We start from the raw sequence: 23,671 nt of genomic DNA, 5'->3' as shown, positions 1-23,671 counted from the left end.
CTTCCATGCGTTTGATGGCCCGGTTTTTCTCCATTGAGGTTGACAGTGCTATGTCGGCAAAGGTGAAATTGACTTTCATGTTTTTGAAGCCCATGGAATTCTCCCAAGAGTGAGTTTTATGGGCGAACTATGGCAGGAAAACGTTTGAATGTCAAGTCATATTAGTATGATAGCTTTGAATAGCATAGTTTTTCAGGGCCTATGTGAACGTGAAGGAAAGGGATAATGAGGGAGTTGTGCAAAGGTCTCATGATACATTACCCGGAGTCATGACGCCCTTGTGGACAAGCATTCTTTATGCTAATGCATTGTAATAGCTGATCCTTCGGATTAACCCCCCGTGGAGTACGCGGCCGCCATACCGTCCGGGGGAACTATGGAGCGCGACACAGGACTACAGTGTGACCGCGGGGCCTGCTGGTGGGAGTGCCTGTGAATGGCCCGGTTGGTTCGCTGGTTTCAGGGAATGATCATGTCGGAGAAAGAACTTGTAGAAATAGTCGCCGGTATTACTGACGTGGGCGAAATGGAGCGCTTTCTTCATGAAATATTGACTGATAAAGAACGCCATGTGCTGGCCCTGCGATGGAAACTTCTCAAGGACCTCCATGCCGGCAGGACACAACGGAGCATAGCGGCGGACTATCGGATCAGTCTGTGCAAAATAACCAGAGGATCCAAAATTCTCAAAGAACAGGAATCGATCATCCGCCGGATTCTCGATGAGCGCGGTTCGAAAACACCCCCCCCGAGCGGACGGGACGGAGATGGAGGAGGGTATCAATCTTCCTGAAAGATGTCTCGCTCTTCAGGGTGTGCCGCCGAGCCGTAAAGATCTTTTACAAAGCCGTCGCGTTTGACGGATCAAGCGGTTTTTTTCGAGGCCACGCAACATAGTCCTTCCTATGGCCCGTGAAGGGACATTGGAACTGCAAAGAAGAAGCCTCCAGTTGGAGACCCTCACGGTTTTTGTTTCCCCGCCCGTACCGGGGGTCTCCCATGACAGGAAAGCCGAGCATGTCAAAATGCCGGCGGATCTGGTGGCGGCGACCGGTTCGGAGAAGGATCGCCACTTCTGAAGTCTGCCGTTTTTCGTCACAGGCAATGACTCGAAATTCCGTCACGGCGGGCTTGCCGTCCAGGGGCCTGTCTATGGTTCCACAGGTTCCTTCCTGACCGATGTTTCCCCGAAGAATAGCCCGGTACTCCCTGCGGACGGCATTTTTTCGGAGGAGGCCCGACAGGGCGGCCGCGGCTCCTTTGTCGTGAGCGATGAGAACGAGACCAGCGGCCTCCCGGTCAAGCCGATGGACGGGAAGAGCGGGACGGGGCGGACGGAAATGGAGTTCAGCCTGACGCAGAAGGGTACAATGGTCACCGAACCGGGTTCCCTGGGTCAGGAGACCCGGGGGTTTGTACCAGACACTGTACCGTTGTTCGTCAGCCACGCACCGGGCCCGCGGGGGAACGAGCCCGAGAAGGGCTTCATCATACCGGAATTCCAGGCTGTCTCCCCGCTGAAGTTCGAACCCCGGGTCACGCAGCCGGAATGCTTTCCGGCCCCGTCTTTGAAACCACAGGGCGCCCTTGAGCAGGGCGTCGTCGACCTGTTCCCGGGACAGCCCCGACAGGGACGACAAAACGTCGCCCAGGTGCCGACCGCCATCCGATTCTATGGTTTTTGTAAGTCTGAATGTGCCCATGGCTTCACAGGGGATGGCCTCGTCACTCGATCATGAAAACGAAGATGCTCCCGCGGTACCACCCGCACGGGAGAGGCCGTCAGGATTCCCACCGTATCCAGTCTTTTCCCGGGACTTTTACTATCACCTGCCGGGGAAAACAAGGAATTTTCCTTTCCGGGAGCCGCTTCATGCCGGCGTTTTTTCTTTCATTGATGTCACACTGATGGTACAAAGAAAAATTCCACTGCGTTATAAACATTCCGTACGGCCTGTGACGGAAAGAATCGGCCGGGAGAAAAAACATGAAGTCCTTTCGCGTCGCAACGTTTAACGTCAACTCGATTCGAGCCCGTCTTCACATCGTTCTTCCCTGGCTTGAGAAGCATCGACCCCGCTTTTTGTGTCTGCAGGAAACGAAAGTTGCCGACGAAGCCTTTCCTTCCGAAGAATTCGGCAAAGCAGGATATCATGTTATTTTCAGGGGTGCTAAACGCTATAACGGCGTGGCCATCGCCTGTCTCGACAAACCGGTTTCAGTTTCCTTTGGTTTCGATGACGACGGTCCCCCTGACGAAGATCGTATCATTCAGGCAACCTATGATGACGGCGTCACGGTTCTGAATCTTTATGTCCCCCAGGGGAGGGACCGGGAACATCCCCAGTTCGATTACAAGCTTGTGTGGTTTGAACGCCTGGTGCGATATCTTGAACGCTGCGCTTCGCCGGAAGAACCGCTTGTTCTATGCGGTGATCTCAATGTCGCCCGGGACGGAATCGACGTCCATGACCCGAAACGTCTCCTGGGGCATGTCGATTTTACACCGGAAGTCTGGGACCGGTTTGACCGTCTGCTTGCCTGGGGGCTGGATGACATATTCAGGAAGCACAATCGGGGTGTCGAAAAACAATTCACGTATTTTGATTACCGGGTTCCGGGCGCGCTGGATCGTCAACTGGGCTGGCGGGTCGACCACATTCTCGCCACCCCGCCTCTCGCGGCCCGATCGCAGGGAAGTTGTATAGACCTTGAGCCGAGAAGGATGGAAAAACCGTCGGACCACACGATTCTCGTGGCGAAATTCTCGAAATAGGAGTGTCTGATGGCGGAAAAACGATATGCTGAACGCACAAATCGTGCGCATGATCCAAAGGGGTCGCGCTACGAAATGAACCAGCGGGTCAAGATGGTTCTTGTCAGACACGGTGTGAATCTGACCCTTCTGAGATGGTCCAGTTCGCAGAAAACAACCTATTTTTACGGAACACTGAAGAAGGATACCGATGAGGACTTCACCGTTCAAACCCTGGAAGCGCTGGTCAAGGAACTCTTCCACATGCCCCGGGGGCACCGGGTTCGATTCTATCTTGACAACTGGGACATAGGTTCCGATGCGGAAGCCTTGAGAATAACCAAAAAGAAAAAACCCGTCGAGACGGATACTCTGGCTGAACGGGCCGGGACGACGGTCTTCATCCACGATGCCGCACGGTACCGGAGGTATCCGGCGGAACGGAAAGAGCCTGAAAAACCGGAACAGGAGTCCGGTGATTCTGATCACTGAATGCCCTGTTCCAGGTTTGCTTTCGGTTCCACCCTGACGGTTACCGTCACCGACGGGATTCTTCTGTCCGGAAAGGACAGGTTGCCCTGCTGTATTATCTTAGGTGACAGTCGCGTGGTTGTCTTGATCGGGTCCAACTGAATCGCTTCGGTGCTGACCTGGAGATCAGAGGGGCTGTGCCGTGTGGCCAGGACTTTTACCGTTTCAGGGGACACGTCGATACCTTTCAGTACCAGGTTTTCGTCGAGGGCGCCCGAGGTTGGAACATGGATCGGGACGTCCCGGGGGACAAGCTTATAGGCCGTCAAAACAAGTGACTGCGGCTGAATGTCCGCCACGGAGAGATTTGAAGGATGTACAATGCTGCGGTTGTTCAGGGGAATCACCTGCTGTCCCTCCACAACGGCCGACATGTCGACAAGCATCCCCAGGGAGGCTGTGTCAAGAAGATCGAAGGCTTGCTTGGATCCCGTGAATGATACCGCTGTCTCCCGCGGTTCCTGGCTTTCAATGGTCCAGTCCGCCGGGAGGTTCCGGTAGGAGACGGGGATAACGAAATCCCGCCGGATGATTTCCGTCTGAAATCCAAAGGCAAGCCACAGTATTGCCGCGAGACCCAGGGCGATCCCCTTTTCCCAGGTGTTGGAACTCAGCCATCTCCACCTGCTTTTTTCCGGGAGGCGGAGGGATTGGCTTCCATAGAACGTTTCGATTTCATGTTTGATCAGTTCATGATTCCACAGAGGATGAATTGAGCCGGCCTGGGCAATGGATATGGTGCCCCGTTCTTCGGACACCACAATGCACAGGGCGTCGGTCAGTTCGGAAAGACCCAGGGCCGCCGTGTGCCTGAGCCCCATGCCTCCGATTTTCTTGCTGTTTTTTGAAAGAGGGAGGTGGCAGCCGAAAAGTTCGACATGATCCTTGTCGATAATGACGGCACCGTCATGTCCGGGGGAATTGGTGTCAAAAATACTTTCCAGCAGAGCTGTGCTGATCATGCCGCCAAGGGGTATTCCCCCTTCGATGTGGCGATCCAGATGATCACGTCCTTTGATGATTATCAGTGCTCCTCTCCGTTGCCGGGCCAACCGCATGATTGCGGTGACCAGGTGTTCAACGGGGGCGTTCAGCATGGGGCTTCCCGCTGTGCGGGGTCTCCAGATTGCCAGTCGTTCAAAGAAACGGCGCAGATCCTCCTGGAAAATAATGATCATAATGATAAGAAAAACGGCAAAAAAACCCCGCAATACGTACTCTGTCAGGTACATGTGGAAAAAACGGGACACCATGTACACCACGCTCAGGATGATGATGCCGAAAAAAACAAAGCGGGAAGCCGTTTTCTTCAACCAGATGAGAATACCGTAGGTCAGTACGGCAATAACTCCGATGTCGAGAATGTCCGATACCCTATGGTATTGAAGAGATGCAGGAGGTATTCTTTCACGATTGACTCCCTTTCATATTCCACGTTATAGTATGCGCCATAGGTTTCGTGTTGACAAATGAAAAATTCTTCCCTCTGGCGTGAAAGGAAACAGGCTCATGGCCCCGGACCAGGGAACGGTGGAAGGTCCTGCCCATAACCTGCTTGGCATGGCCTCGGGTAAGCGCTCCATTCTCATCGTGTGTCACAACAATCCGGATCCGGACAGCATGGCAGCCGCCCAAGCCCTCAAGACCATCTTCCTGAGTCAAAACCATAAGAGAAAAGTCGTCATCGGCTATGGCGGAATCGTCGGCAGGGCTGAGAACCGCCAGATGATACGCCGGCTGAAAATAGAGATTACCCCCATCAGAGATATTGATTTCAAAAAGTTTTCCCTCGTCTGTCTTGTGGACAGCCAGCCCCGGACCGGTAACAACGATATCCCGCGGACGGTGATCCCCCACGTTGTCATTGACCACCACCCCCTTCGGCCGGCCACGAAAAAGAGTCCATTGTACGATGTGCGGCCGGGATACGGAAGTTCTTCAACGATCCTGACGGAGTACCTCATAGAGCTTGGCCTTGTGCCGGACCGCAGACTTGCGACGGCACTGTTTTACGGGCTCAAGACCGATACGGGGGGGCTGAGCCGCTCGGTGACGAAGCCCGATCTTGCCGCCCTCAACTACCTGTTGCCCCTCACGTCCCCCCGCACCCTTGCGGCCATTGAAACTCCCCCTGTTCCAAAAGGTTATTATCTCAAGTACGTGGAGGCCATAGAGAATGCCGTTCTCTATCAGGACGTCATCGTCACAGACCTCGGCAGGCTCAACAATCCTGAAATTGTGGCGGAGATGGCCGACTTTCTCTTGAGAATGGAGACAATCCGGTGGGTTCTTGCCTTCGGTGAATACCGTGACGAACTGATTTTATCGGTGCGAACCTCACGTAAAGGCTGGTGGGCCGGCAAGATCGCCCTGCGCCTCGTGCGGGGAATAGGTTCCGGAGGAGGGCACGAAAGAGCCGCCGGAGGCACTGTTCTTTTCGGGAAGATGTCCCGGGAGGAACGCAACAGAATAACGGGACGGCTGGTGGGCCGTTTTCTGAAAGCGGTGGTGGGGTCCGCGGGAGTTCCGGGGAAACCGCTTTTTGCCGGTCGATCCCAGGAGGGTCCCCCGGAGACGAATAACAGCGGCAGGGAAAGAAAATGAAAATCCTCATGTTCGGCTGGGAATTTCCTCCTTCCATCAGCGGCGGGCTGGGAACGGCCTGCCGGGGCCTCACGGAGGGGCTCCTCAACCAGGGCGCGGGCATTCTCCTCGTTGTGCCTCAAACCGTGAAAGGACGACACCACGAATCCCTGAGGGTCATCGACGGGAGAGTATCGGTGCCCCTTGACCGGAACGATATGCCGCTGTCCGGGACGCCCGTTGGCGAGGTGCTGGAACGGTCCGTGGGAAGTCTCCTTGCCCCCTATATGACGGAGGAATCCTATCGGGATGCCCATGACCGTTCCCGGGAGACGGAGGGAATGGAGAACGGGTCCGACAATGATCTCGAGGCTGAATACCGGTACGGATCGAATATGCATGAGGAAGTGTATCGCTATGCCCGGATCGCCCGAACCATTGCCCGCGCTGAAGATTTCGACATCATCGCCGCCCATGACTGGATGACCATACCTGCGGGAATGGCGGCCCGGGAGGTTTCGGGAGTTCCGCTGGTCATCCATATCCATTCCCTGGAACCGGACAGAAGCCCGTTGCGGGTTAACGAGGTCATGTACGGTATTGAACGTTTCGGCATGCTTGCGGCGGATCACGTTATCGCCGTCAGTCACTATACAAAAAAGAAAATTGTGGAACAGTACGGGATCGCGGAACAGAAAATATCGGTGATCCACAATGCGGCACTACCGCTTATGCAGTCCGGGGAGCGGTGGGAAATGCGGGCCGAGAAAGCGATAAAGCCTCAGCGGCGGGGAAGAAACGTACTGTTTCTGGGGAGGGTGACGGGCCAGAAAGGACCCCGGTATTTTCTTGACGCGGCCCAGAAGGTTCTTGCGGAAGATCCGGACATCCGTTTCATCGTGGCAGGGTCCGGTGATATGATGGGAATGATGCGGCAGGGTGTCCATGACAGAGGGATCGCCGGCAGTGTTGTCTTCACCGGTTTTTTGAAGGGAGATGAGGTGGCGGAGGCGTACGCGATGAGTGACCTCTACGTCATGACCAGTGTTTCGGAACCCTTCGGCATCACGGCCCTGGAGGCGATCGATCAGGGCATCCCCGTTATTCTGTCCAGGCAATCAGGTGTTGTGGAGGTCCTCCGCCGTTGCCCCGCCGTTGATGCGACGGATACCGATACCCTGGCGCGGACGATCCTGGATGTGCTGAAGGACGACAATCTTCGGGAGTCCATCGTCAGGGACGGGAAAGAAGATATGGCGGGATTGACCTGGGCCCGGCAGGCGGCTCTGATGATGGAACGATACCATATGGTGAAAGACAATGAACAATCTGAAACATACCGGGCAGGAATCCCGGGTGGTGGAGAGACAGGGAAAACATGAAGATCGGTAAGACACAGGACCGTGCCCCCGGGGACAACCCGATGACGCGTTGCCTTTTCGAAGTCAGTTGGGAAGTCTGCAACAAGGCCGGCAATATTTACAGGGTGTTGAAAACAAAGACCGTCCCGGCCCTGGAAAGTTTCGGCGACGGCTATATTCTCATCGGTCCCGACCGGGGGACGAACCCTGATTTTGAGGAAACCGATGAAAAACTGTGGGACCATGTGCGATATGACGCCGCGTCGAGAAACCTGTCCTGTCGGTGCGGGCGCTGGAAAAAAGTCCCCGGATCACCTCGGGTGATTCTGGTCGCATACAATGAAACCTATGACGTGGACAAACTGCTTTTCGGACTCTGGCAGAAATTCGGGGTCAATTCCATGATGGGAGGATGGGATTACAAGGAACCCGTTCTGTTCGGGACGGCCGCCGGCGCAATGATACAGATTCTCCATGAGCGGCTGCTGGGACACTACGAACAGTTCATTGCCCATTTTCACGGGTGGACGTCCGGCGCCGGGATTCTGTACCTGAACGAACATGTTCCTGAAATTGCAACGGTATTTACGTTGCATTCAACGGTCGTTGGAGAAGCGCTGGCCGATTCCGGAGAAGCCCCGGCGCGGATCATGGCCACTGTTTCCGCCGGCGACATGGCATCGAAGGCACATGTTTCAGCCGAGTATTCCATCGAGGCTGTCGCGTCGGGACAGGCTGACTGCCTCACCGCGGTAAGCGATGTGGTTGCCGAGGAAGCGGTCTATTCTCTTGGGCGGACACCTCGGATCATTCTGCCCAATGGTCTTGACCTGGACAGTATTCCTGACTGTCTCGATGACGTGGAACGAAGGGAAACCTGTCGCGACAGGTTTTTTCAGTTTGCCTCAAAGTTTCTTCAAAAAGAGCTTCGACCCGATGAGGCATTTCTGCTTCTCGTTTCAGGCCGTTATAACTATGAACGCAAGGGGCTGGGCCTCGTTCTCGAATCGTTGAAGTCCCTGAACGACGCTCTGCGGGAGGATCCGGAGGCTCGAAACGTCGTAGCCTTCCTGGCAATGATCAGCAGCCACCAGGGTGTGTCGAGCCAGGTCCGGCGAATCATCGACGGGGCAGAGAGTGCCGCCCGCTCAGGCATAAACCGTATCTGTACCCACCACTTGAGCGATCCCCAGAATGACCCGATCTGGATCAGGTGTGAGGCGCTCAACCTGCTTAACAGTCCCGACGATCGGGTGAATATAATCTTTATGCCCGCTTATCTCGACGGCTACGACGGACTTTTGAATAGTGCCTATGACGACATACTCAAGGCCTGCGACCTGGGCGTGTTCCCCTCCCTCTACGAGTCCTGGGGATACACGCCCGCGGAAAGTGCCGCCTATTGTCTCCCCACGGTGACCACCGATCGTTCCGGATTCGGTCTCTGGGTTCGGAAGAACATCGATGATGCCGGCAAAGGCGTCATTGTTCTTGACAGTCGGGAGCACACCCGTGACGAGATTGTCGCGTCGCTTGCGCAGGTATGTTCCACCGCGCTGTCCTGGTCTCCCGACGAGCGTCACCGACAGCGTAACCGGGCCCGTTCCGTCGCCGGCCGGGCGGACTGGAGATCCCTGTATTCCTTCTACGATGAAGCCTACGTTGAAGCGGTCAGAACGGCGGTCAAGCGGATTCACGGGCTGGATACAAGCGATTCGGGGCGGGAAATTACCTACCCGGGCACAGATTCACTGCAGCCCCGTTATCGAAGTTTCAGCGTTGCCGCGCCATTGCCCGAACCCATTCAGCACCTCCGGGACATCGCCTATGACCTCACCTGGACCTGGACTCCGGAAATCGAGGATATATTTGCCCGACTCGACCCCCAGCTCTGGGCCGAACTGTCGCGCAACCCCGTGGAAATGCTTGAACGGGTGGGTGAAAGCCGTCTCCGGGAAATGGCGGAAAACGAGTCGTATCTCCGCCACTATCGACGGGTATCGAGTCTTCTCGACGAGGTCCATGCCGATTCGGAATCCTTTATGGGAGACGAACCCTTCTTGACGGCGCGAAATCCCGTGGCCTATTTTTCTACCGAGTACGGCCTCCATGAAAGTCTGCCCATATACTCCGGAGGTTTGGGAATCCTGTCCGGTGACCACTTGAAATCGGCGGACAACTTGAAGTTCCCCCTGGTCGGCGTGGGCCTTCTCTACAAACACGGCTATTTTTCCCAGACTCTTGACAGGGAGGGCAACCAGGTTGCCCTCTACCCTGAAAATGACTTTTCGCGGATGCCTCTTCGAATCTGTCTGAACGGCGGACGAAGCGGCGATCCCGTCAAGATCGACGTCGACCTTCCGGGACGGAAACTCTATGCTCAAGCCTGGCAGATTACGGTGGGTTCGATACGACTCTATCTGCTTGACACGGCCATTCCCGACAACAACAGCCAGGACATGACCATTACGTCCCGGCTTTACAGTGCCGACCAGCGGCTTCGCATCGAGCAAGAAATCATGCTGGGAATCGGGGGAGTCCGACTTCTTGAAAAACTGGGAATCCGGCCATCGGTGTTCCACCTCAACGAAGGGCACAGCGCCTTTCTTCTTCTCGAACGAATCCGGAGACTCATTGAAAAACGGAATCTGACCTTTCACGAAGCGAAGGAAGTGGTGCGGGCAAGTTCCGTATTCACCACCCACAGCCCCGTCGAAGCGGCCAATGAGCGCTTTGAAGAGCCGCTCATGAAGAGCTATTTTGCTGATTATATCGAGGAAATGGACATCTCTTGGGATACTTTCTGGCAGCTCGGCCGTGACGAACCCGGTCCCGGGAAACCATTCATGATGCCCGTACTGGCCTTCAATCTTTCCTGCGCGTCCAACGCGGTAAGTCGGCTTCACTGTCGGGTGGCACGGAAAATGTGGAAAAAGGTCTGGTCAGGCTTCGACGAGGACGAAATACCCATCAAGGCCATCACCAACGGGGTACACATGCAGAGCTGGGTAGCACCCGAGATGAAAGAATGTTACGAGCGCTATCTCGGTATCGACTGGCTTTCCAAGGATTTTGAGAAGCTGGGGTGGGACCGGACCGATGAGATACCCGACAAAGTGCTGTGGCAGATCCACGGCGACCTGAAAAAGAAGATGGTCGATTTTCTGAAGCATGAATGTTCCCGCTACGGCGAGCGGCAGGGAATCCACCGGGCCCTTGTCCGGCGGAAAACGGAAAGCCTTGACCCGGATGCCCTTATCATAGGATTTGCCCGGCGGTTTGCCGCCTACAAACGGGCTCTCATGATTTTCGAGGATGGTGAACGCCTGTTGCGTATCCTGAATAATGCCCCCGGACCTGTTCATTTTGTCTTCACCGGCAAGGCTCACCCAAGTGACGAGGCCGGCAGGGCCCTTCTCAAGCAGCTCTACACCTATACATGGGACGAGCGATTTGTGGACAAGGTACACTTCATTGAAAACTATAATGTGGGAACGGCTCGACAGCTCGTGCAGGGCGTCGACCTGTGGCTCAATAACCCTCTTCGGCCCCGCGAGGCAAGCGGAACGAGCGGTATGAAAGTCGTCGTCAACGGAGGGCTCAATCTCAGTATTCTGGACGGCTGGTGGGATGAAGCGTATGCGGGCGATAACGGGTGGTCCTTCGGTGGCGGCAGGGAGTTCAGCAATGTCGACACACAGAATATGGCAGACAGTGACTCATTCTATGACATTCTTGAATCATCGGTTATTCCGACCTATTTTGAAAAAAACGGCAGCGGGCTGCCGGAACGGTGGATCGCCATGATGAAAGGATCCATCCGGAGCGTCGTTCCGCACTTTAATACCCACCGCATGATCAAGCAGTACTGTGAAGAGATGTACCTGCCGGCGGCCCGGCGGGCGGAACTCCTGGAAGCGAAAGGATATGAAAAGGCACGGGCCCTGGCTGACTGGAAGCAGAAGATCCCCTTCCGGTTTTCCCGGGACCATATCAGGTGGTATAAGGTGAGCGGATTCACGGGAGACCGCCTGAACGTGGGGGAGACCTTCCGGGTCGAGGCGGGAGTTTCCCCGGGCAAGCTGTCGGAGGAGGAAGTCCGGGTTGAACTGGTTATTATGGAAGCACGGGAACAGGACGTCCTTACCCGGCAGGACGTGGTGGTCATGACGAAGACGGACGCGGATGAAGCGGAAGGAACGCTTGTATTCGCGGGAGAATACCGGGCGGAAAAGGCGGGAACCTTCGTGTACGGTATCAGGATCATTCCGGTTCACCCCGACCTGTTCTCTTACCAGGAAACGGGTCTGGTCCACTGGGCCTGAACGTGTCCTGCGCACCATCCAGAGGTCGGTTACGATAAACAACGCGCCGAAGGACGAATCAGCATGCCCCTCGTAACCATATATTTTCAGCTTCATCAACCCTTCAGGCTCCATCCTGAACGGGATAAATTTCTCTGGGAGGAAATGAACCGGGATGTGTTTCGCAAGGTGACCGCCAAGTGCTACCTTCCGGCCCTGTCTCTTTTCGAGGACATTACGGCTACGGAGAAGAGCTTCAAGGTCACCTTCGGTATGAGCGGGACTTTTCTTGAACAGGCCGAACTCTATGCTCCCGATGTCATCAGGGCTCTTCAACGCCTCTACGACGTCGGGGAGGGGGAACGGGTGGAGTTTTTGGATGAAACCTACTACCATTCTCTCACGTCGCTCTTTGAAGATCCCGGGAAACAGGAATTCAGGGACCAGGTATCGCTTCACCGCGATATCATGAAAGAATATTTCGGCATCACGCCAACCTCCTTCCGAAACACGGAACTCATGTACAACAACAATATTGCCGACGCTGTTTTTGACATGGGATACCGGTCGATTCTCTGTGAACAGCGAGGCGACATGTACATCGATGACGGCCCGGTAATTCCGATGGATTCCGTTTTTCGGGCGGCAGGTAACGACCTGGTCGTCCTGCCCAGAAACAGGGACCTGAGCGACGACGTTGCCTTCAGGTTTACCCACCGTTTGCTTACCCCGGAAGATTACGCCGCCGCCATCGCCCGCATCGACGGCCCCGCTGTGCTGCTCGGTTATGATTTCGAACATATCGGGGAACATCTCTGGGAGGACACAGGCATTTTCGCTTTCTGGAGAAAACTGCCGCGGGCCCTGGCGGCTCACCCGTCCATTGTAATGGCGACGCCCACCGGGATCGCCGATCGGTTCCGGGGTGTCGACTGTCCGCGAGCCGATATTCCGGGGCTTTCCACGTCTTCATGGGCGGACGCGACCCGGGACACGCACGGATGGCTGGGAACAATGACCCAGTACGAACTGTTCCGGAACATTGAAATGCTCGAGGGGGAAGCCCGCCGGGCGGGGGGAGAGCTTCTTGCCCGGTGGCGGCATCTTACCACGTCGGACCATGTGTACTTTCTTCACGAACGGATAGGCGCCGATCATACGGTTCACGCTTACTTCAATCCTTACGGGGGCTCCATTACCCAGGCGGCCCACGTGCTGACGAGAAAGATAGATGACTTCGAGGTGGCTATCAGGCGTTTTGAAGTGCTGAAACGCAGGGAACGGGCAGCGGTTCTCATCGTCGCTCCCGAAAGCGGCAGGCTTCCGGAGGAGATGGGTCCCTTGGCATCCTATATCTCAAGTAAAAGCGGCGGGCTGGGTGAGGTGGTGTCGGCTCTCTGCGAGGGTCTCTGCGAGCGTAATGTCGATGTTCACCTGGCGACGATCAATCTCAAGAAGCGTTTTCAGCAGGAAAGCGGGATCAACGAGGAGACCTGGCGCAAGATCCGCTATCATCAGGAGCACGACCGCATTCACCTGGTGAGTTCTGCCGTGTTCGCCGATCTTCCCGGTGCCTACGCGGGCGATCCGGCCCTGAATGCCGCGGAATTTCAAAGAGGTATCATTCACCACATCGTCAAGGAAGTCCTCGGTAAAAGCCGGGGCAGGCTTATTGTTCACAGCCATGACTGGATGGCCGGCGGCACCCTGTCGGCCTACCTGAAATCGCGAGGTATTCCACTCCTTCATACCGTCCACAACAGCTTCACCGGCCACATTCCCCTGGGGATGTTCACAGGAATTAACATCAATGAGCTGTCCCCTTTCTTCTATTATTCAGAAGATCATGGAAGGCGTTCTGTGGACGCCCAGGCCACGGCGATCAAGAACGCCACCATGATCAATTTTGTGGGACAGCGATTTCTCGAGGAAATGGTATACGATTATTTCATCGATCGGCCTATTATCCCCCCGAGTGTCAGGGATGAAGTCAAGGCGAAATACAATGTTGGTGCCGCCGTATCAATCATGAACGCTCCATCGCGCACCATGTATCCCGAACAGTGTCCGCATCTGGTGCGGACCTACGGGCCGGATTCAGACGTGCTGAGCGCGAAACGGAAAAACCTCCTGGAATTTCAGAAACGGTCGGGCCTGAACCTCAACCCCGAGGCGATTCTTTTTTTCTGGCCTTCCCGGCTCGATTCCCAGCAGAAAGGGGTCACCATACTTGAAGAGATTCTGCTTCGCTTCGTCATCGACAACGGTGATGCCCAGGTAGCCATCGTTGCCAGCGGCGTCGGCGGAGACCGCTACCACGAAGAAACGCTTGGAAGAATCGCCTGGGTTTCAGGCGGAAAAATCTCATTCCATCAGTACCGGGAGGATCTGTCCATGCTGGGGTTTGCTGCGGCGAATGATGTGTTCGGTGTGTCTCTCTATGAGCCCTGCGGCCAGATCGACCAGGTGGGAAACCTCTTCGGGGCAACGGCCACGAACCGCGATACCGGTGGCTATCACGACAAAATAAGGGAATTACGTCTGAAAATCGACGGTTCGCCCCAGGACGTGGGTAACGGGTTCCTTTTCAGAGATTATGATCCCGGAGGGCTGCTCTTCGGTCTGGAGAAGAGCCTCCACTTTCACCGGAAGCCTGCCGTGGAGAGAGAACCCCAGATCAGACGCATTATGCGGGAGGCCAGGGAAAACTATGATCTGGGGAACATGGTTGCCAAATATATCCGGGTTTACGAGAGGCTGAACGGGGACAGGCCTCTGGTGTGATCTCCTGCTCCCGGCGAGAAGCCGCTCCTAGGTAACGCCCTCATTCCAGACCGTGCGGAGATAGTCCTTCTGGTATTCAAATTTTTCCGCCTGCTCCTCTACGATGGCTTCGGCCTCGGCGGAAGACATGTCCATGGTGCGCGTCACGAAGGAGGCGACCTGGCCGTAGTAGAGAGGTGTCATCACGTCGATGAGCTTGTAGCGGTTTACTGTCCACTGGTGAAAGGTTGCCGCCAGTTCGTAGAGAATTTTCACCCAGGATTCCGTAGAAAGGTGAAAAGCGGAAGGTTCCATGGAAGCTGCCTCCGTCAGGGCGGCAAAACTCTCCTCGCTCAGGATGTCTTTCCAGAGTGATGAAAACTGGCTGTAGCCGATCTTGAATTTCTCGATCATGGTATCTGTGTTCACCGTGACGGGTTCCGGTCCCATAGTTCCCTCGAATCCGAACGTATCCACCGGCTCGCTGCCCCGGATCTTTTGCCAGACGTCTTCGTTGTTTTCCATGAGGGTAAAAATCGTCCACAACACCTGGCGGAACATGGGGCCCAAGTGAAGGGCCGGATCCTTTGCGTCGTGGATCTTGACGCCCAGGTTCGACTGACATATCCGGTAATTATTTGTTATGGCGTGGGTGGTCATCCAGATATCAATGCCGAATCGAGCCACGTCGGTGTCCCACACGTCCTGATTTATGTAAAAACGAGTGAGTTCTCCCGAGAGGGCGAAATCCCCACCGATCGGCTGACGCACCCGCTTGCCGTACAGGGCCCTGGTCAAGCTGTAGACGATGTTATTGGTGATGGTTCCGTCGTACTTGTGTCGCTCGTAGACAGGGGCCACGAACTGGTAGTCCTGGTCGAGTATGGGGCTTAAGAGGTACTTGATCCAGTCCGGTGTGATGCTTCGCAAGTCTGAATCCACGACAACGCAGGCCCGGGCATTGAGTTGATCCGATGCCTCGAAGATGGATCGCAAGGCTGTCCCCTTGCCTGCCGGGCCCCGGTATATAGAAACAACCTTTTCCTGCCAGGGCTTTATCTGGAACTCCTTGGCAACCTCCCGTGTATCATCGGTTGATCCGCCGTCGGCGATGAAGAGGACGCTTCGCTTGTCCTTATAATGCCGGGCAAGGCCGTGGGTAATCATCTGGATTACGTGTTCTATGGTCTTTTCGTTATTGAAACAGGGAATTCCAACAAGAATGTCGGCTTCTTCTATTTCCTCCAGGCGCTTCGCTCCATAGGCCCTGAGGGCGGTATTATAGTGCATGGGTCCCTCCCGGTTGTGATTCTTTCGGCGTCAGGCAAGCAATTTAATCAATCATATCAAATAATCAGAGAGGTGACAACGGGCAATTGATGAAAGAGGTATCCTGCGGTCAAGTATCATTCCGCGATGTATCCCTTTTTTCGTCCGGTGATGCCTCGGTCCGGTCCCTGATAGTTTTCCATAACCGCAGCCGTTCGCGAATCCGGGCTTCATAACCCCGATCGGTGGGGCTGTAGAAGGTCGATCCCCGCAGCTCATCGGGAAGCGATGCCTGGTGTACCTGTCCATGGGGATAGTCGTGAGCGTACTTGTAGCCCGTACCGTATCCCAGGTCCTTCATGAGCTTCGTGGGAGCGTTTCGCACATCCATGGGAACCGGGAGAGAACCCGTTTTTTCTATGGTCTGCCGGACATTTCCCATGGCCCGGTACAGGGCATTGCTCTTGGGAGCCGTCGCCAGGTAGACCGCCGCTTCGGCCAGGGCCAGGTCGGCTTCGGGCAGACCCAGGAACCGGAAGGCCTCCATGGCGGCAAGGGACACCGGGAGCGCCGTCGGGTCGGCGAGGCCCACATCTTCCGAGGCGAACCGCACCATTCTCCGGGCTATATATAAAGGATGTTCGCCCGAATCGAGCATCCGGGCGAGCCAGTAAAGAGCCCCGTCGGGGTCACTGCTCCGGAGGCTCTTGTGAAATGCGGATATGAGATTGTAATGCTCTTCTCCCGTCTTGTCATAGCGAAGAGAACGTCGCTGAAGGGCCTTCTCGGCCACAGCCAGGGTTATGCATCCCCTCGAAGCCGGATCTTCAGCAACCAGTGCAGCCGCCGTCTCGAGGCTGTTGAGGGCTGATCGGGCGTCACCGTCCGATGAGCGCGCCAGGTAATCGAGGGCCTGCGGGTCAAGCGAAAGCCCGCGCCCTCCCAAGCCCCGTTCTGAATCATCCAGGGCCCGTTTCATGATTTCGGCCAGGTCCTCGATGGAGAGTGGATTGAGAACCAGAACCCGCACCCTTGAGAGAAGAGGGGCGATGATCTCAAAAGAGGGATTTTCCGTCGTAGCCCCCATGAGCGTAATGAGCCCCTCTTCAACGTAGGGAAGAAAAGCGTCCTGCTGGGCCTTGTTGAACCGGTGAATCTCGTCGACGAAAAGAATTGTCTGCCCGTCGCCGTAGCGCAGCCGTTCCTTTGCCCGATCGATGACGGTCCTGATTTCTTTTACCCCCGAGAGAACGGCCGAGAAGGTCTCGAAGCAGGCTCCCGTTTCCTGTGCCACGAGACGGGCAAGAGTCGTTTTTCCCGATCCCGGGGGACCCCATAAAATAATTGAGAACAGGCGCTCCTGCCGGAGCAGGCGGCGCAGGATGCCGTCCATTCCCAGGATGTGTGCCTGTCCCACATACTCCGAAATCTTTCCGGGGCGCATCCTGTCGGCCAGAGGAGCCTGCGGGGACATTGTCCCGCAGGGTGAAGTCGTTCCCGACTCCTCGTCGGGGAAAAGCTTCATTTCCAGGGTGTTGTGCCCTTTTTTAGTACTCTTGTCGAAGCGGGATGACATGACGTTTCCTCCGGGGAACTGTCCGCATACCATGAATGTACCAATGTACCATTGAAGGAACCTTCGCACAATTTCGCCTGAGGATCAACGGCATTCATGCCTCAGTTATCTGTTTTTCTTGAGGTTCTCTGCAATCTCAAGGAGGGTTGAGAGGCGATCCTTCGGGGCAGTCCCGGTGAACCGCCCCATCTGCTCGGGAGAAAGCTCTTTCGCCAGCCATGATTCCACGGGAATCGACGGGTACCAGCAGTCAATGAGGCGGGAACAGGGCAGATCGCCCCGCTCGACCCGGCAATAGCCGAACGTAATGTCGCAACCCAGGCGCGGGCAGCGCGTCATCAGCTCATCGTAACGATTCATGGTGTTTCAGGGGGTGTGAAAAGGCGCGGACGGACCAGCCCCGTCCAGGGGGGGACCGCCCGCGCGCTGTTGCCGGGGCATTTCATCGGGGCTTGGGAAACTGTGCAACCGTGGCCCGGGCCCTATCAATGTCTTCTTCGGGCATATTATAGTTTACCAGCTTGCCCGTCAGATAGGCGTCGTAGGAGGGAAGATCAATCAGGCCATGGCCGCTCCAGTTGAAAAGAATGACCTTTTCCCTGCCTTCCTCCTGAGCTCTTCGCGCTTCTTCAACAACCGCCGCGATGGCGTGGTCTGTCTCCGGAGCGGGAATGAAGCCTTCCGATCTGGCCCACCTGACGCCGGCGTCGAAGGTTTCCATCTGATTGTAGGCCCGGGCTTCGACAAGACCCTCTTTGACCAGATGACTGACAATGGGTGCCATGCCGTGAAAACGGAGCCCGCCGGCATGGATGGGGGGAGGGACGTAATCATGGCCGAGGGTATGCATTGCCAGAAGGGGTGTTTTCATGGCCAGATCGCCGAAATCATAGGCGTAGGGTCCCCTGGTCAGCGTTGGACACGAGGTCGGTTCTGCCGCAATAACGGATACTTCCTTGCCGTGGATTTTGTCCCGCACGAAGGGGGTAGAAAGTCCGGCAAAGTTGCTGCCACCACCGGCACAACCGATGACTACATCGGGATAAAGACCGATTTTCTCGAACTGGCGCTGCGCTTCCAGGCCGATGATGCTCTGGTGAAGCAGGACGTGGTTAAGAACGCTTCCCAAGGAGTAGCGGGCATCATCCGTGTCGTAGATGTCCTCGATGGCCTCGCTGATGGCAATGCCGAGACTGCCGGGAGAATCCGGATGTTCGGCCAGGACGCCTCGTCCCACCTCCGTTATGTTGCTGGGACTGGCAAAGCAATTGGCGCCCCAGGTCTGCATCATCAGTCGCCGGTAGGGTTTCTGGTCGTAGCTGACCCGGACCATGAAAACCCGGCACTCAATGCCGAACATGTTACAGGCCATTGCGAGAGCGCTTCCCCACTGGCCGGCGCCGGTTTCAGTGGAAATTTTCTTAATGCCGAATTGCCTGTTGTAGTAAACCTGAGCCACGGCGGTGTTCGGTTTATGAGACCCGGCGGGGCTCACTCCTTCGTTCTTGTAGTAGATCTTGACGGGAGCGTCGAGGAGCTTCTCGAAATTGTGGGCCCGATAGAGGGGGCTCGGTCTCCAGAGCAGTAATTTTGCGAGAACCTCGTCCGGAATATCGATCCATCGATCAGGACTCATTTCCTGTTCGATGAGATTCATGGGGAATATACGGGCCATATCGTCCGGTGCCAGAGGCTGGCCGGTTCCGGGATGAAGAGGCGGACTCATGGGTGTCGGAACGTCAGCCAGGACATTATACCACTGCCGGGGAATTTCATTGTCCTGTAAGATAATTTTTGTTTCCTGCATTGACTGATCTCCTTAATGTGAATTCTTTGATAAAAAAAGCCATGGGCGGCACTGACGGCGCCGTCCATGGCTTGTGCCGGTAATGGAACGTCATCGTGTCACGGTACTCACGCTCATGTTGTTACTACGCATAGAAACACAGTGAAGAATCCTTGTCAAGCAGAAAATGAAATGTTCTAAAAGTATTTTGACAAGCAGGATAAAAGATATATAATCTCGATTTTTCCATGATCAGCGCCGTCGGCGCGGAAGGGTATTTCAGGACGTACGCAATGAGCACAGACGACAGCAGTATGCGGGGTGATGTTCGGGTCCGGTTCGCGCCCAGCCCCACGGGCTATCTCCACGTGGGAGGTTTGAGAACGGCCCTTTTTAATTATCTCTTTGCCCGTCGGAACAAGGGCACCTTCATTCTGAGGATCGAGGATACAGATCAGAAACGCTCCATACCGGGGGCCGTGGAAAAACTGATATCCACACTCAGGGCTGTGGGAATCGATTATGATGAAGGTCCCGACGCGGGGGGCGCCTGCGGGCCCTATGTCCAGTCGGAACGCATAGACCTGTACCGGGATCACGCGGAACAACTGATCGAATCGGACATGGCCTACCGGTGCTTCTGTGACGAAAACCGGCTGGAAGAGCTTCGCAGACACCAGAAAAAACTCAAACAGCCGACCATGTATGACGGATACTGCCGGGATCTTTCACCCGACGATGGGGCGAAAAAGCTCGATGCCGGCACGCCGTTCGTCATCCGTCTCAAGTTCCCCCGGGAAGGGCGGACTGTCTTCGACGATGTGGTGCGCCGGAGAGTGGCCGTGGACAACATCCTTGTGGATGATCAGATCCTGATCAAGTCCGACGGTTTCCCAACCTATCACCTGGCCAACGTGGTGGACGACCATTTCATGGGTATAACCCACGTCATCCGTGGAGAAGAATGGCTTTCGAGTGTCCCCAAGCACATCTTCATGTACAAGGCCTTCGGTTGGGACGTTCCTACCCTTGTCCATCTCCCCCTGCTTCTCAATCCCGACCGGAGTAAACTGAGCAAACGACAGGGTGATGTAGCCGTGGAAAGCTATCTCGACAGGGGCTATCTTCCGGAAGCCCTGATTAATTTCATCTCTTTGCTTGGATGGCATCCATCGGATGACCAGGAAATATTTTCACTGGAAGAACTGACGGCGGCCTTTTCACTGGAGAGAATCAACAAGGCAGGCGCGGTGTTCGACGTTGACAAACTGAACTGGATGAACGGCTGGTACATTCGCAACAGTGATATATCGGTCATCGCCGAGCGGTCTCGCCCTTTTTTCGAAGCCGCGGGTTTCGACGTTTCGAACCGGGACACCTTTGTCAAGGTGGTCACCGTCGCCCGGGACTACGTGTCGTTCCTTGAGGAAATAGTGGACCGGGGTCGAATGTTTTATGAAGACCTGGTTTTTACCGACGAACAGCTGGAACTTCTGGGCCGGGAGCAATCGAGACGCATTTTTGCCTCCCTGGCGGACGCGCTTGGAGGACAACCAGAATGGACCCGTGACGACAGTGACGCCTTCATCAGGAAATCTATGGGAGAGCTGGGGCTGAAGGGTAAACAGTTTTTTTTCCCTCTTCGGCTTGCGCTGTTCGGCAATACCCATGGACCCGATATTCCGACACTCATCGACATTCTTGGACCTGTTGAGACAATCCGGCGCGTGCGTCGGGCAATGGAAACCGGCTGACGGCGGTAACCGCGGAGGGAGCATCGATGGTATCTGTTCTTTTGATTGGACATGGAGCCAGGGAACACGTCATTGCCGAGACCTTCGAAAGGTCGGCCCGATGCGGCGCCATCTATTCCTGGATGAAATCCAACAATCCCGGCATTGCCGCCCTGTCCACTGAAACCCGTCTGGGGCACTACGGTGACCTTGATGGTATCGTTCAGTTTGCCAGGACCGGAAAGGTCGACTTTGCCCTTGTCGGTCCCGAAGACCCTCTCAACAGGGGGGCTGTTGACGCGCTCCTGGAGGCCGGGATCCCCTCGGTCGGTCCGACGAAATCCCTTGCCCGACTGGAAACATCAAAGATGTTCACCCGAAATCTCCTGGAAAAATACGGAATTCCGGGTAATCCGCTCTTTCGGACCTTTTCTTCAATGGATGGAGTAGAGGAATTCATCGGGGGGTTCGCTTCCGGGGCCGTGATAAAGCCCGACGGCCTCACCGGAGGGAAGGGGGTCATGGTGGAAGGGGATCACTTCACCGGCATTGAACAGGCCCTGTCTCTCTGCGAAGCGATCCTGAAGCAGTATGGTTCGGTGCTCGTGGAAGAAAAACTGGAGGGTGAGGAGTACTCCCTCCAGTGCTTCTGTGACGGGAAAACAGTGGTTCCCATGCCCGCCGTGCAAGATCACAAGCGACGTTTCGCCGGTGACGAGGGGCCGAATACGGGCGGCATGGGTTCCTATTCCGCCGGCGACCACAGCCTTCCCTTCCTCCGCCTTGAAGATATTGCCGAGGGGCGGGCCATCACGGAACAGGTTGCCGACGCCGTCTATCGCGAGACGGGGTCGCCCTACAAGGGAATCATGTACGGCGGCTTCATGGTCACCGCCGGGGGCGTACGGCTTCTGGAATACAACGCCCGTTTCGGGGATCCCGAGGCGATGAACGTTCTGCCCCTGCTGAAGACGGATTTTGTTGATCTCTGCATGGCTGTCATCGACGGTACGTTGTCCGGGCTTCCCATAGAGTTCGAAAAGAAGGCAACGGTCTGCAAATATGTGGTTCCCCGGGCTTATGGCTTGCCGGCGGACCACCCCGACGGAGACTCGCGGGCGGCGAAAATAATCATCGGTCGAACATCGGGCGTGCGTGTGTATTATTCCTCCGTGGATCAGCGGGACGATGGTCTCTACATGACCTCCTCCCGGGCCTTGGGTGTGGTTGGTATCGCCGACGATCTTCCTGCGGCGGAGAAACGAGCCGAGAGAGCCGTCGCGTCAATCAGCGGTCCCGTGGACCATCGTTCCGATATAGGGACCGCGGCCCTGATCAACCGACGCATCGAGCATATGAAAAAAATCAGGGGCTGAAGTACGGCCGTACTCAACGCCGATACGAAAGGAGTGTTATGAAAAACAATATCAGACGGGTATTGATCAGCGTGACGGACAAGAGGGGCATTGTTGACTTTGCCGTGGAACTGGCGAAATTTGATATTGAGATACTGTCCACGGGGGGGACGGCCGCACGGTTACGGGAGAACGGCATTGCTGTTACGGATGTGTCCGATTATACAGGTTTTCCAGAAATGATGGATGGGCGGCTGAAGACACTCCACCCCAACATCCATGGAGGAATCCTGGCTCTCAGAAACAATGAAGACCATATGACCGCCCTGAAAAAACACGGCATGGGCCTCATCGACATGGTGGTCATCAATCTCTACCGTTTTCAGGACACGGTGGCCCGTGAAGGGTGTACCCTTGAAGAAGCCGTGGAACAAATCGATATCGGAGGGCCCGCCATGCTGCGGGCGGCGGCAAAGAACTGGCCCTATGTGACTGTTGTTACCGATCCCGCCGATTATGATCCCGTGCTGCGGGAAATGAAGGAAACGGGAGGTGCCCTTTCGAGAAACACCAATTACGCGCTGGCCGTGAAAACCTTCCAACTGACAGCCCGTTATGACGGCGCCATATCAAACTATCTGGGCAGGACCGGTCCCGACGGGGAGACACGGGATTTCCCCGACACGTTGACCCTCCAGTTCGAGAAGGCCCAGAATCTGCGGTACGGTGAAAATCCTCACCAGAAAGCGGCTTTTTATCGGGAAGGCGACCTGTCTCTGTCATCCATCGCAGCGGCCCGGCAGGTTCAGGGCAAGGAGCTTTCTTATAACAATATCATGGACAGTGACGCCGCCTGGCAAGCAGTTTCAGACTTCACAATGCCCGCGGCGGTCATCATAAAACACGCCAATCCCTGCGGTGCCGCCACAGCGGACGCGAGCCTTCGGGAGGCCTATGTAAAAGCTGTGGAAACAGACCCCGTTTCAGCCTTCGGTGGAATCGTCAGTTTTAACAGACCCGTAGACGGGGCAACAGCCGAGGAGTTGGCGAAGATATTCCTCGAGGTCATTATCGCGCCGGGATTCGAACCGGCGGCCCGGGAAATTCTGGCCGACAGGAAAAATGTGCGCCTGCTCGAGATTCCCGCGACAACGGGGGCGGAACCGCCTGCTCTTGATTTCAGGCGTGTCACCGGGGGGCTCCTGGTACAGGAACGGGACGCCGTCGTTGACGACGTTCGGGCCGCCCGGGTTGTGACGAAACGTGCCCCGACGGAGGAAGAATACCAGGCTCTCGATTTTGCGTGGAAAGTTGTCAAGCACGTGAAATCGAACGCTATTGTCTTTGCCGCGAAGGATCAACTCGTAGGGGTGGGAGCCGGCCAGATGAGCCGGGTGGACTCGGTGGAAATCGCGCGCATGAAAGCCCAGCTCCCCACGGAGGGAACGGTCCTCGCATCGGACGCCTTTTTCCCCTTCCGGGACGGCATAGACATGGCGGCAAAGGCGGGCGTGACGGCCATCATCCAGCCCGGCGGCTCCATCCGGGATGAAGACGCCATTGCTGCGGCCGATGAACAGGGCATGGCGATGATCTTTACGGGACGTCGCCACTTCAAGCACTGACGAATGAGAAAGCACAATCAGGCATCCGGT

16 protein-coding genes are annotated in these 23,671 nt (G+C 55.9%); 10 read left to right on the top strand and 6 right to left on the bottom strand.

Annotated features, from left to right (window positions below):
* Positions 1-472 precede the first annotated feature (472 nt).
* Positions 473-793, top strand: coding sequence for a trp operon repressor (locus M0Q23_07685; GenBank protein ID MCK9528505.1), 321 nt, complete (start codon positions 473-475; stop codon positions 791-793).
* Between the two features lie 46 nt (positions 794-839).
* Here the strand turns inward: M0Q23_07685 and M0Q23_07680 are convergent, their stop codons facing one another.
* Positions 840-1,703, bottom strand: coding sequence for an RluA family pseudouridine synthase (locus M0Q23_07680; GenBank protein ID MCK9528504.1), 864 nt, complete (start codon positions 1,701-1,703; stop codon positions 840-842).
* Between the two features lie 284 nt (positions 1,704-1,987).
* Between M0Q23_07680 and xth the strand changes: the two genes are divergently transcribed.
* Both xth and M0Q23_07670 read left to right on the top strand, forming a co-directional pair.
* On the top strand, positions 1,988-2,776 hold the full coding sequence (gene xth, locus M0Q23_07675; GenBank protein MCK9528503.1) for an exodeoxyribonuclease III: 789 nt from the start codon (positions 1,988-1,990) through the stop codon (positions 2,774-2,776).
* A gap of 9 nt (positions 2,777-2,785) precedes the next feature.
* Positions 2,786-3,247, top strand: coding sequence for a hypothetical protein (locus M0Q23_07670; protein ID MCK9528502.1), 462 nt, complete (start codon positions 2,786-2,788; stop codon positions 3,245-3,247).
* Here the strand turns inward: M0Q23_07670 and M0Q23_07665 are convergent.
* Positions 3,241-4,599 (bottom strand): diadenylate cyclase, encoded by a 1,359-nt coding sequence (locus M0Q23_07665; protein MCK9528501.1) that lies wholly within the window; start codon positions 4,597-4,599, stop codon positions 3,241-3,243. The genes M0Q23_07670 and M0Q23_07665 overlap by 7 nt on opposite strands.
* A gap of 196 nt (positions 4,600-4,795) precedes the next feature.
* Between M0Q23_07665 and M0Q23_07660 the strand changes: the two genes are divergently transcribed.
* The 4 genes from M0Q23_07660 to M0Q23_07645 all read left to right on the top strand — a co-directional run bounded on the left by M0Q23_07660 (position 4,796) and on the right by M0Q23_07645 (position 14,318).
* On the top strand, positions 4,796-5,890 hold the full coding sequence (locus M0Q23_07660; GenBank protein ID MCK9528500.1) for a bifunctional oligoribonuclease/PAP phosphatase NrnA: 1,095 nt from the start codon (positions 4,796-4,798) through the stop codon (positions 5,888-5,890).
* Positions 5,887-7,251 carry a glycosyltransferase family 4 protein gene (locus M0Q23_07655; GenBank protein MCK9528499.1) on the top strand — a complete coding sequence of 455 codons (1,365 nt, stop codon included), beginning with the start codon at positions 5,887-5,889 and terminating at the stop codon, positions 7,249-7,251. Before M0Q23_07660 ends, M0Q23_07655 begins: the two co-directional genes overlap by 4 nt.
* Entirely contained in the window at positions 7,248-11,555 is a 4,308-nt protein-coding gene (glgP, locus tag M0Q23_07650) for an alpha-glucan family phosphorylase (GenBank protein ID MCK9528498.1), read from the top strand. The genes M0Q23_07655 and glgP overlap by 4 nt, the downstream gene beginning before the upstream one ends.
* A gap of 63 nt (positions 11,556-11,618) precedes the next feature.
* Entirely contained in the window at positions 11,619-14,318 is a 2,700-nt protein-coding gene (locus tag M0Q23_07645) for a glycogen/starch synthase (protein MCK9528497.1), read from the top strand.
* A gap of 27 nt (positions 14,319-14,345) precedes the next feature.
* Here M0Q23_07645 and M0Q23_07640 read toward each other — a convergent pair whose 3' ends face one another.
* The 4 genes from M0Q23_07640 to M0Q23_07625 all read right to left on the bottom strand — a co-directional run bounded on the left by M0Q23_07640 (position 14,346) and on the right by M0Q23_07625 (position 18,949).
* Positions 14,346-15,587, bottom strand: a complete 1,242-nt coding sequence (locus tag M0Q23_07640) for a glycosyltransferase (protein ID MCK9528496.1) — start codon at positions 15,585-15,587, stop codon at positions 14,346-14,348.
* A gap of 109 nt (positions 15,588-15,696) precedes the next feature.
* A complete protein-coding gene (locus M0Q23_07635) occupies positions 15,697-17,142 on the bottom strand; it encodes a replication-associated recombination protein A (protein ID MCK9528495.1) in 1,446 nt (481 codons plus the stop codon).
* 105 nt (positions 17,143-17,247) lie between these two features.
* Complete coding sequence (locus M0Q23_07630) at positions 17,248-17,502, bottom strand: hypothetical protein (protein ID MCK9528494.1); 255 nt, start codon at positions 17,500-17,502, stop codon at positions 17,248-17,250.
* A gap of 82 nt (positions 17,503-17,584) precedes the next feature.
* Positions 17,585-18,949, bottom strand: a complete 1,365-nt coding sequence (locus tag M0Q23_07625; GenBank protein MCK9528493.1) for a TrpB-like pyridoxal phosphate-dependent enzyme — start codon at positions 18,947-18,949, stop codon at positions 17,585-17,587.
* A gap of 272 nt (positions 18,950-19,221) precedes the next feature.
* Between M0Q23_07625 and gltX the strand changes: the two genes are divergently transcribed.
* The 3 genes from gltX to purH are packed head-to-tail and all read left to right on the top strand — an operon-like array spanning position 19,222 to position 23,641.
* Complete coding sequence (gltX, locus tag M0Q23_07620; GenBank protein MCK9528492.1) at positions 19,222-20,682, top strand: glutamate--tRNA ligase; 1,461 nt, start codon at positions 19,222-19,224, stop codon at positions 20,680-20,682.
* Between the two features lie 26 nt (positions 20,683-20,708).
* Complete coding sequence (gene purD / locus M0Q23_07615; GenBank protein ID MCK9528491.1) at positions 20,709-22,037, top strand: phosphoribosylamine--glycine ligase; 1,329 nt, start codon at positions 20,709-20,711, stop codon at positions 22,035-22,037.
* A 38-nt stretch (positions 22,038-22,075) separates the two neighbouring features.
* Positions 22,076-23,641, top strand: a complete 1,566-nt coding sequence (purH, locus tag M0Q23_07610; GenBank protein ID MCK9528490.1) for a bifunctional phosphoribosylaminoimidazolecarboxamide formyltransferase/IMP cyclohydrolase — start codon at positions 22,076-22,078, stop codon at positions 23,639-23,641.
* Positions 23,642-23,671: the final 30 nt, after the last annotated feature.

The sequence above is a fragment of the Syntrophales bacterium genome (assembly GCA_023228425.1).
Classification (GTDB): domain Bacteria; phylum Desulfobacterota; class Syntrophia; order Syntrophales; family UBA2210; genus MLS-D.
The sequence above is the reverse complement of the archived record's forward strand: the minus strand, read 5'-3'. Positions and strand labels throughout refer to the sequence as shown.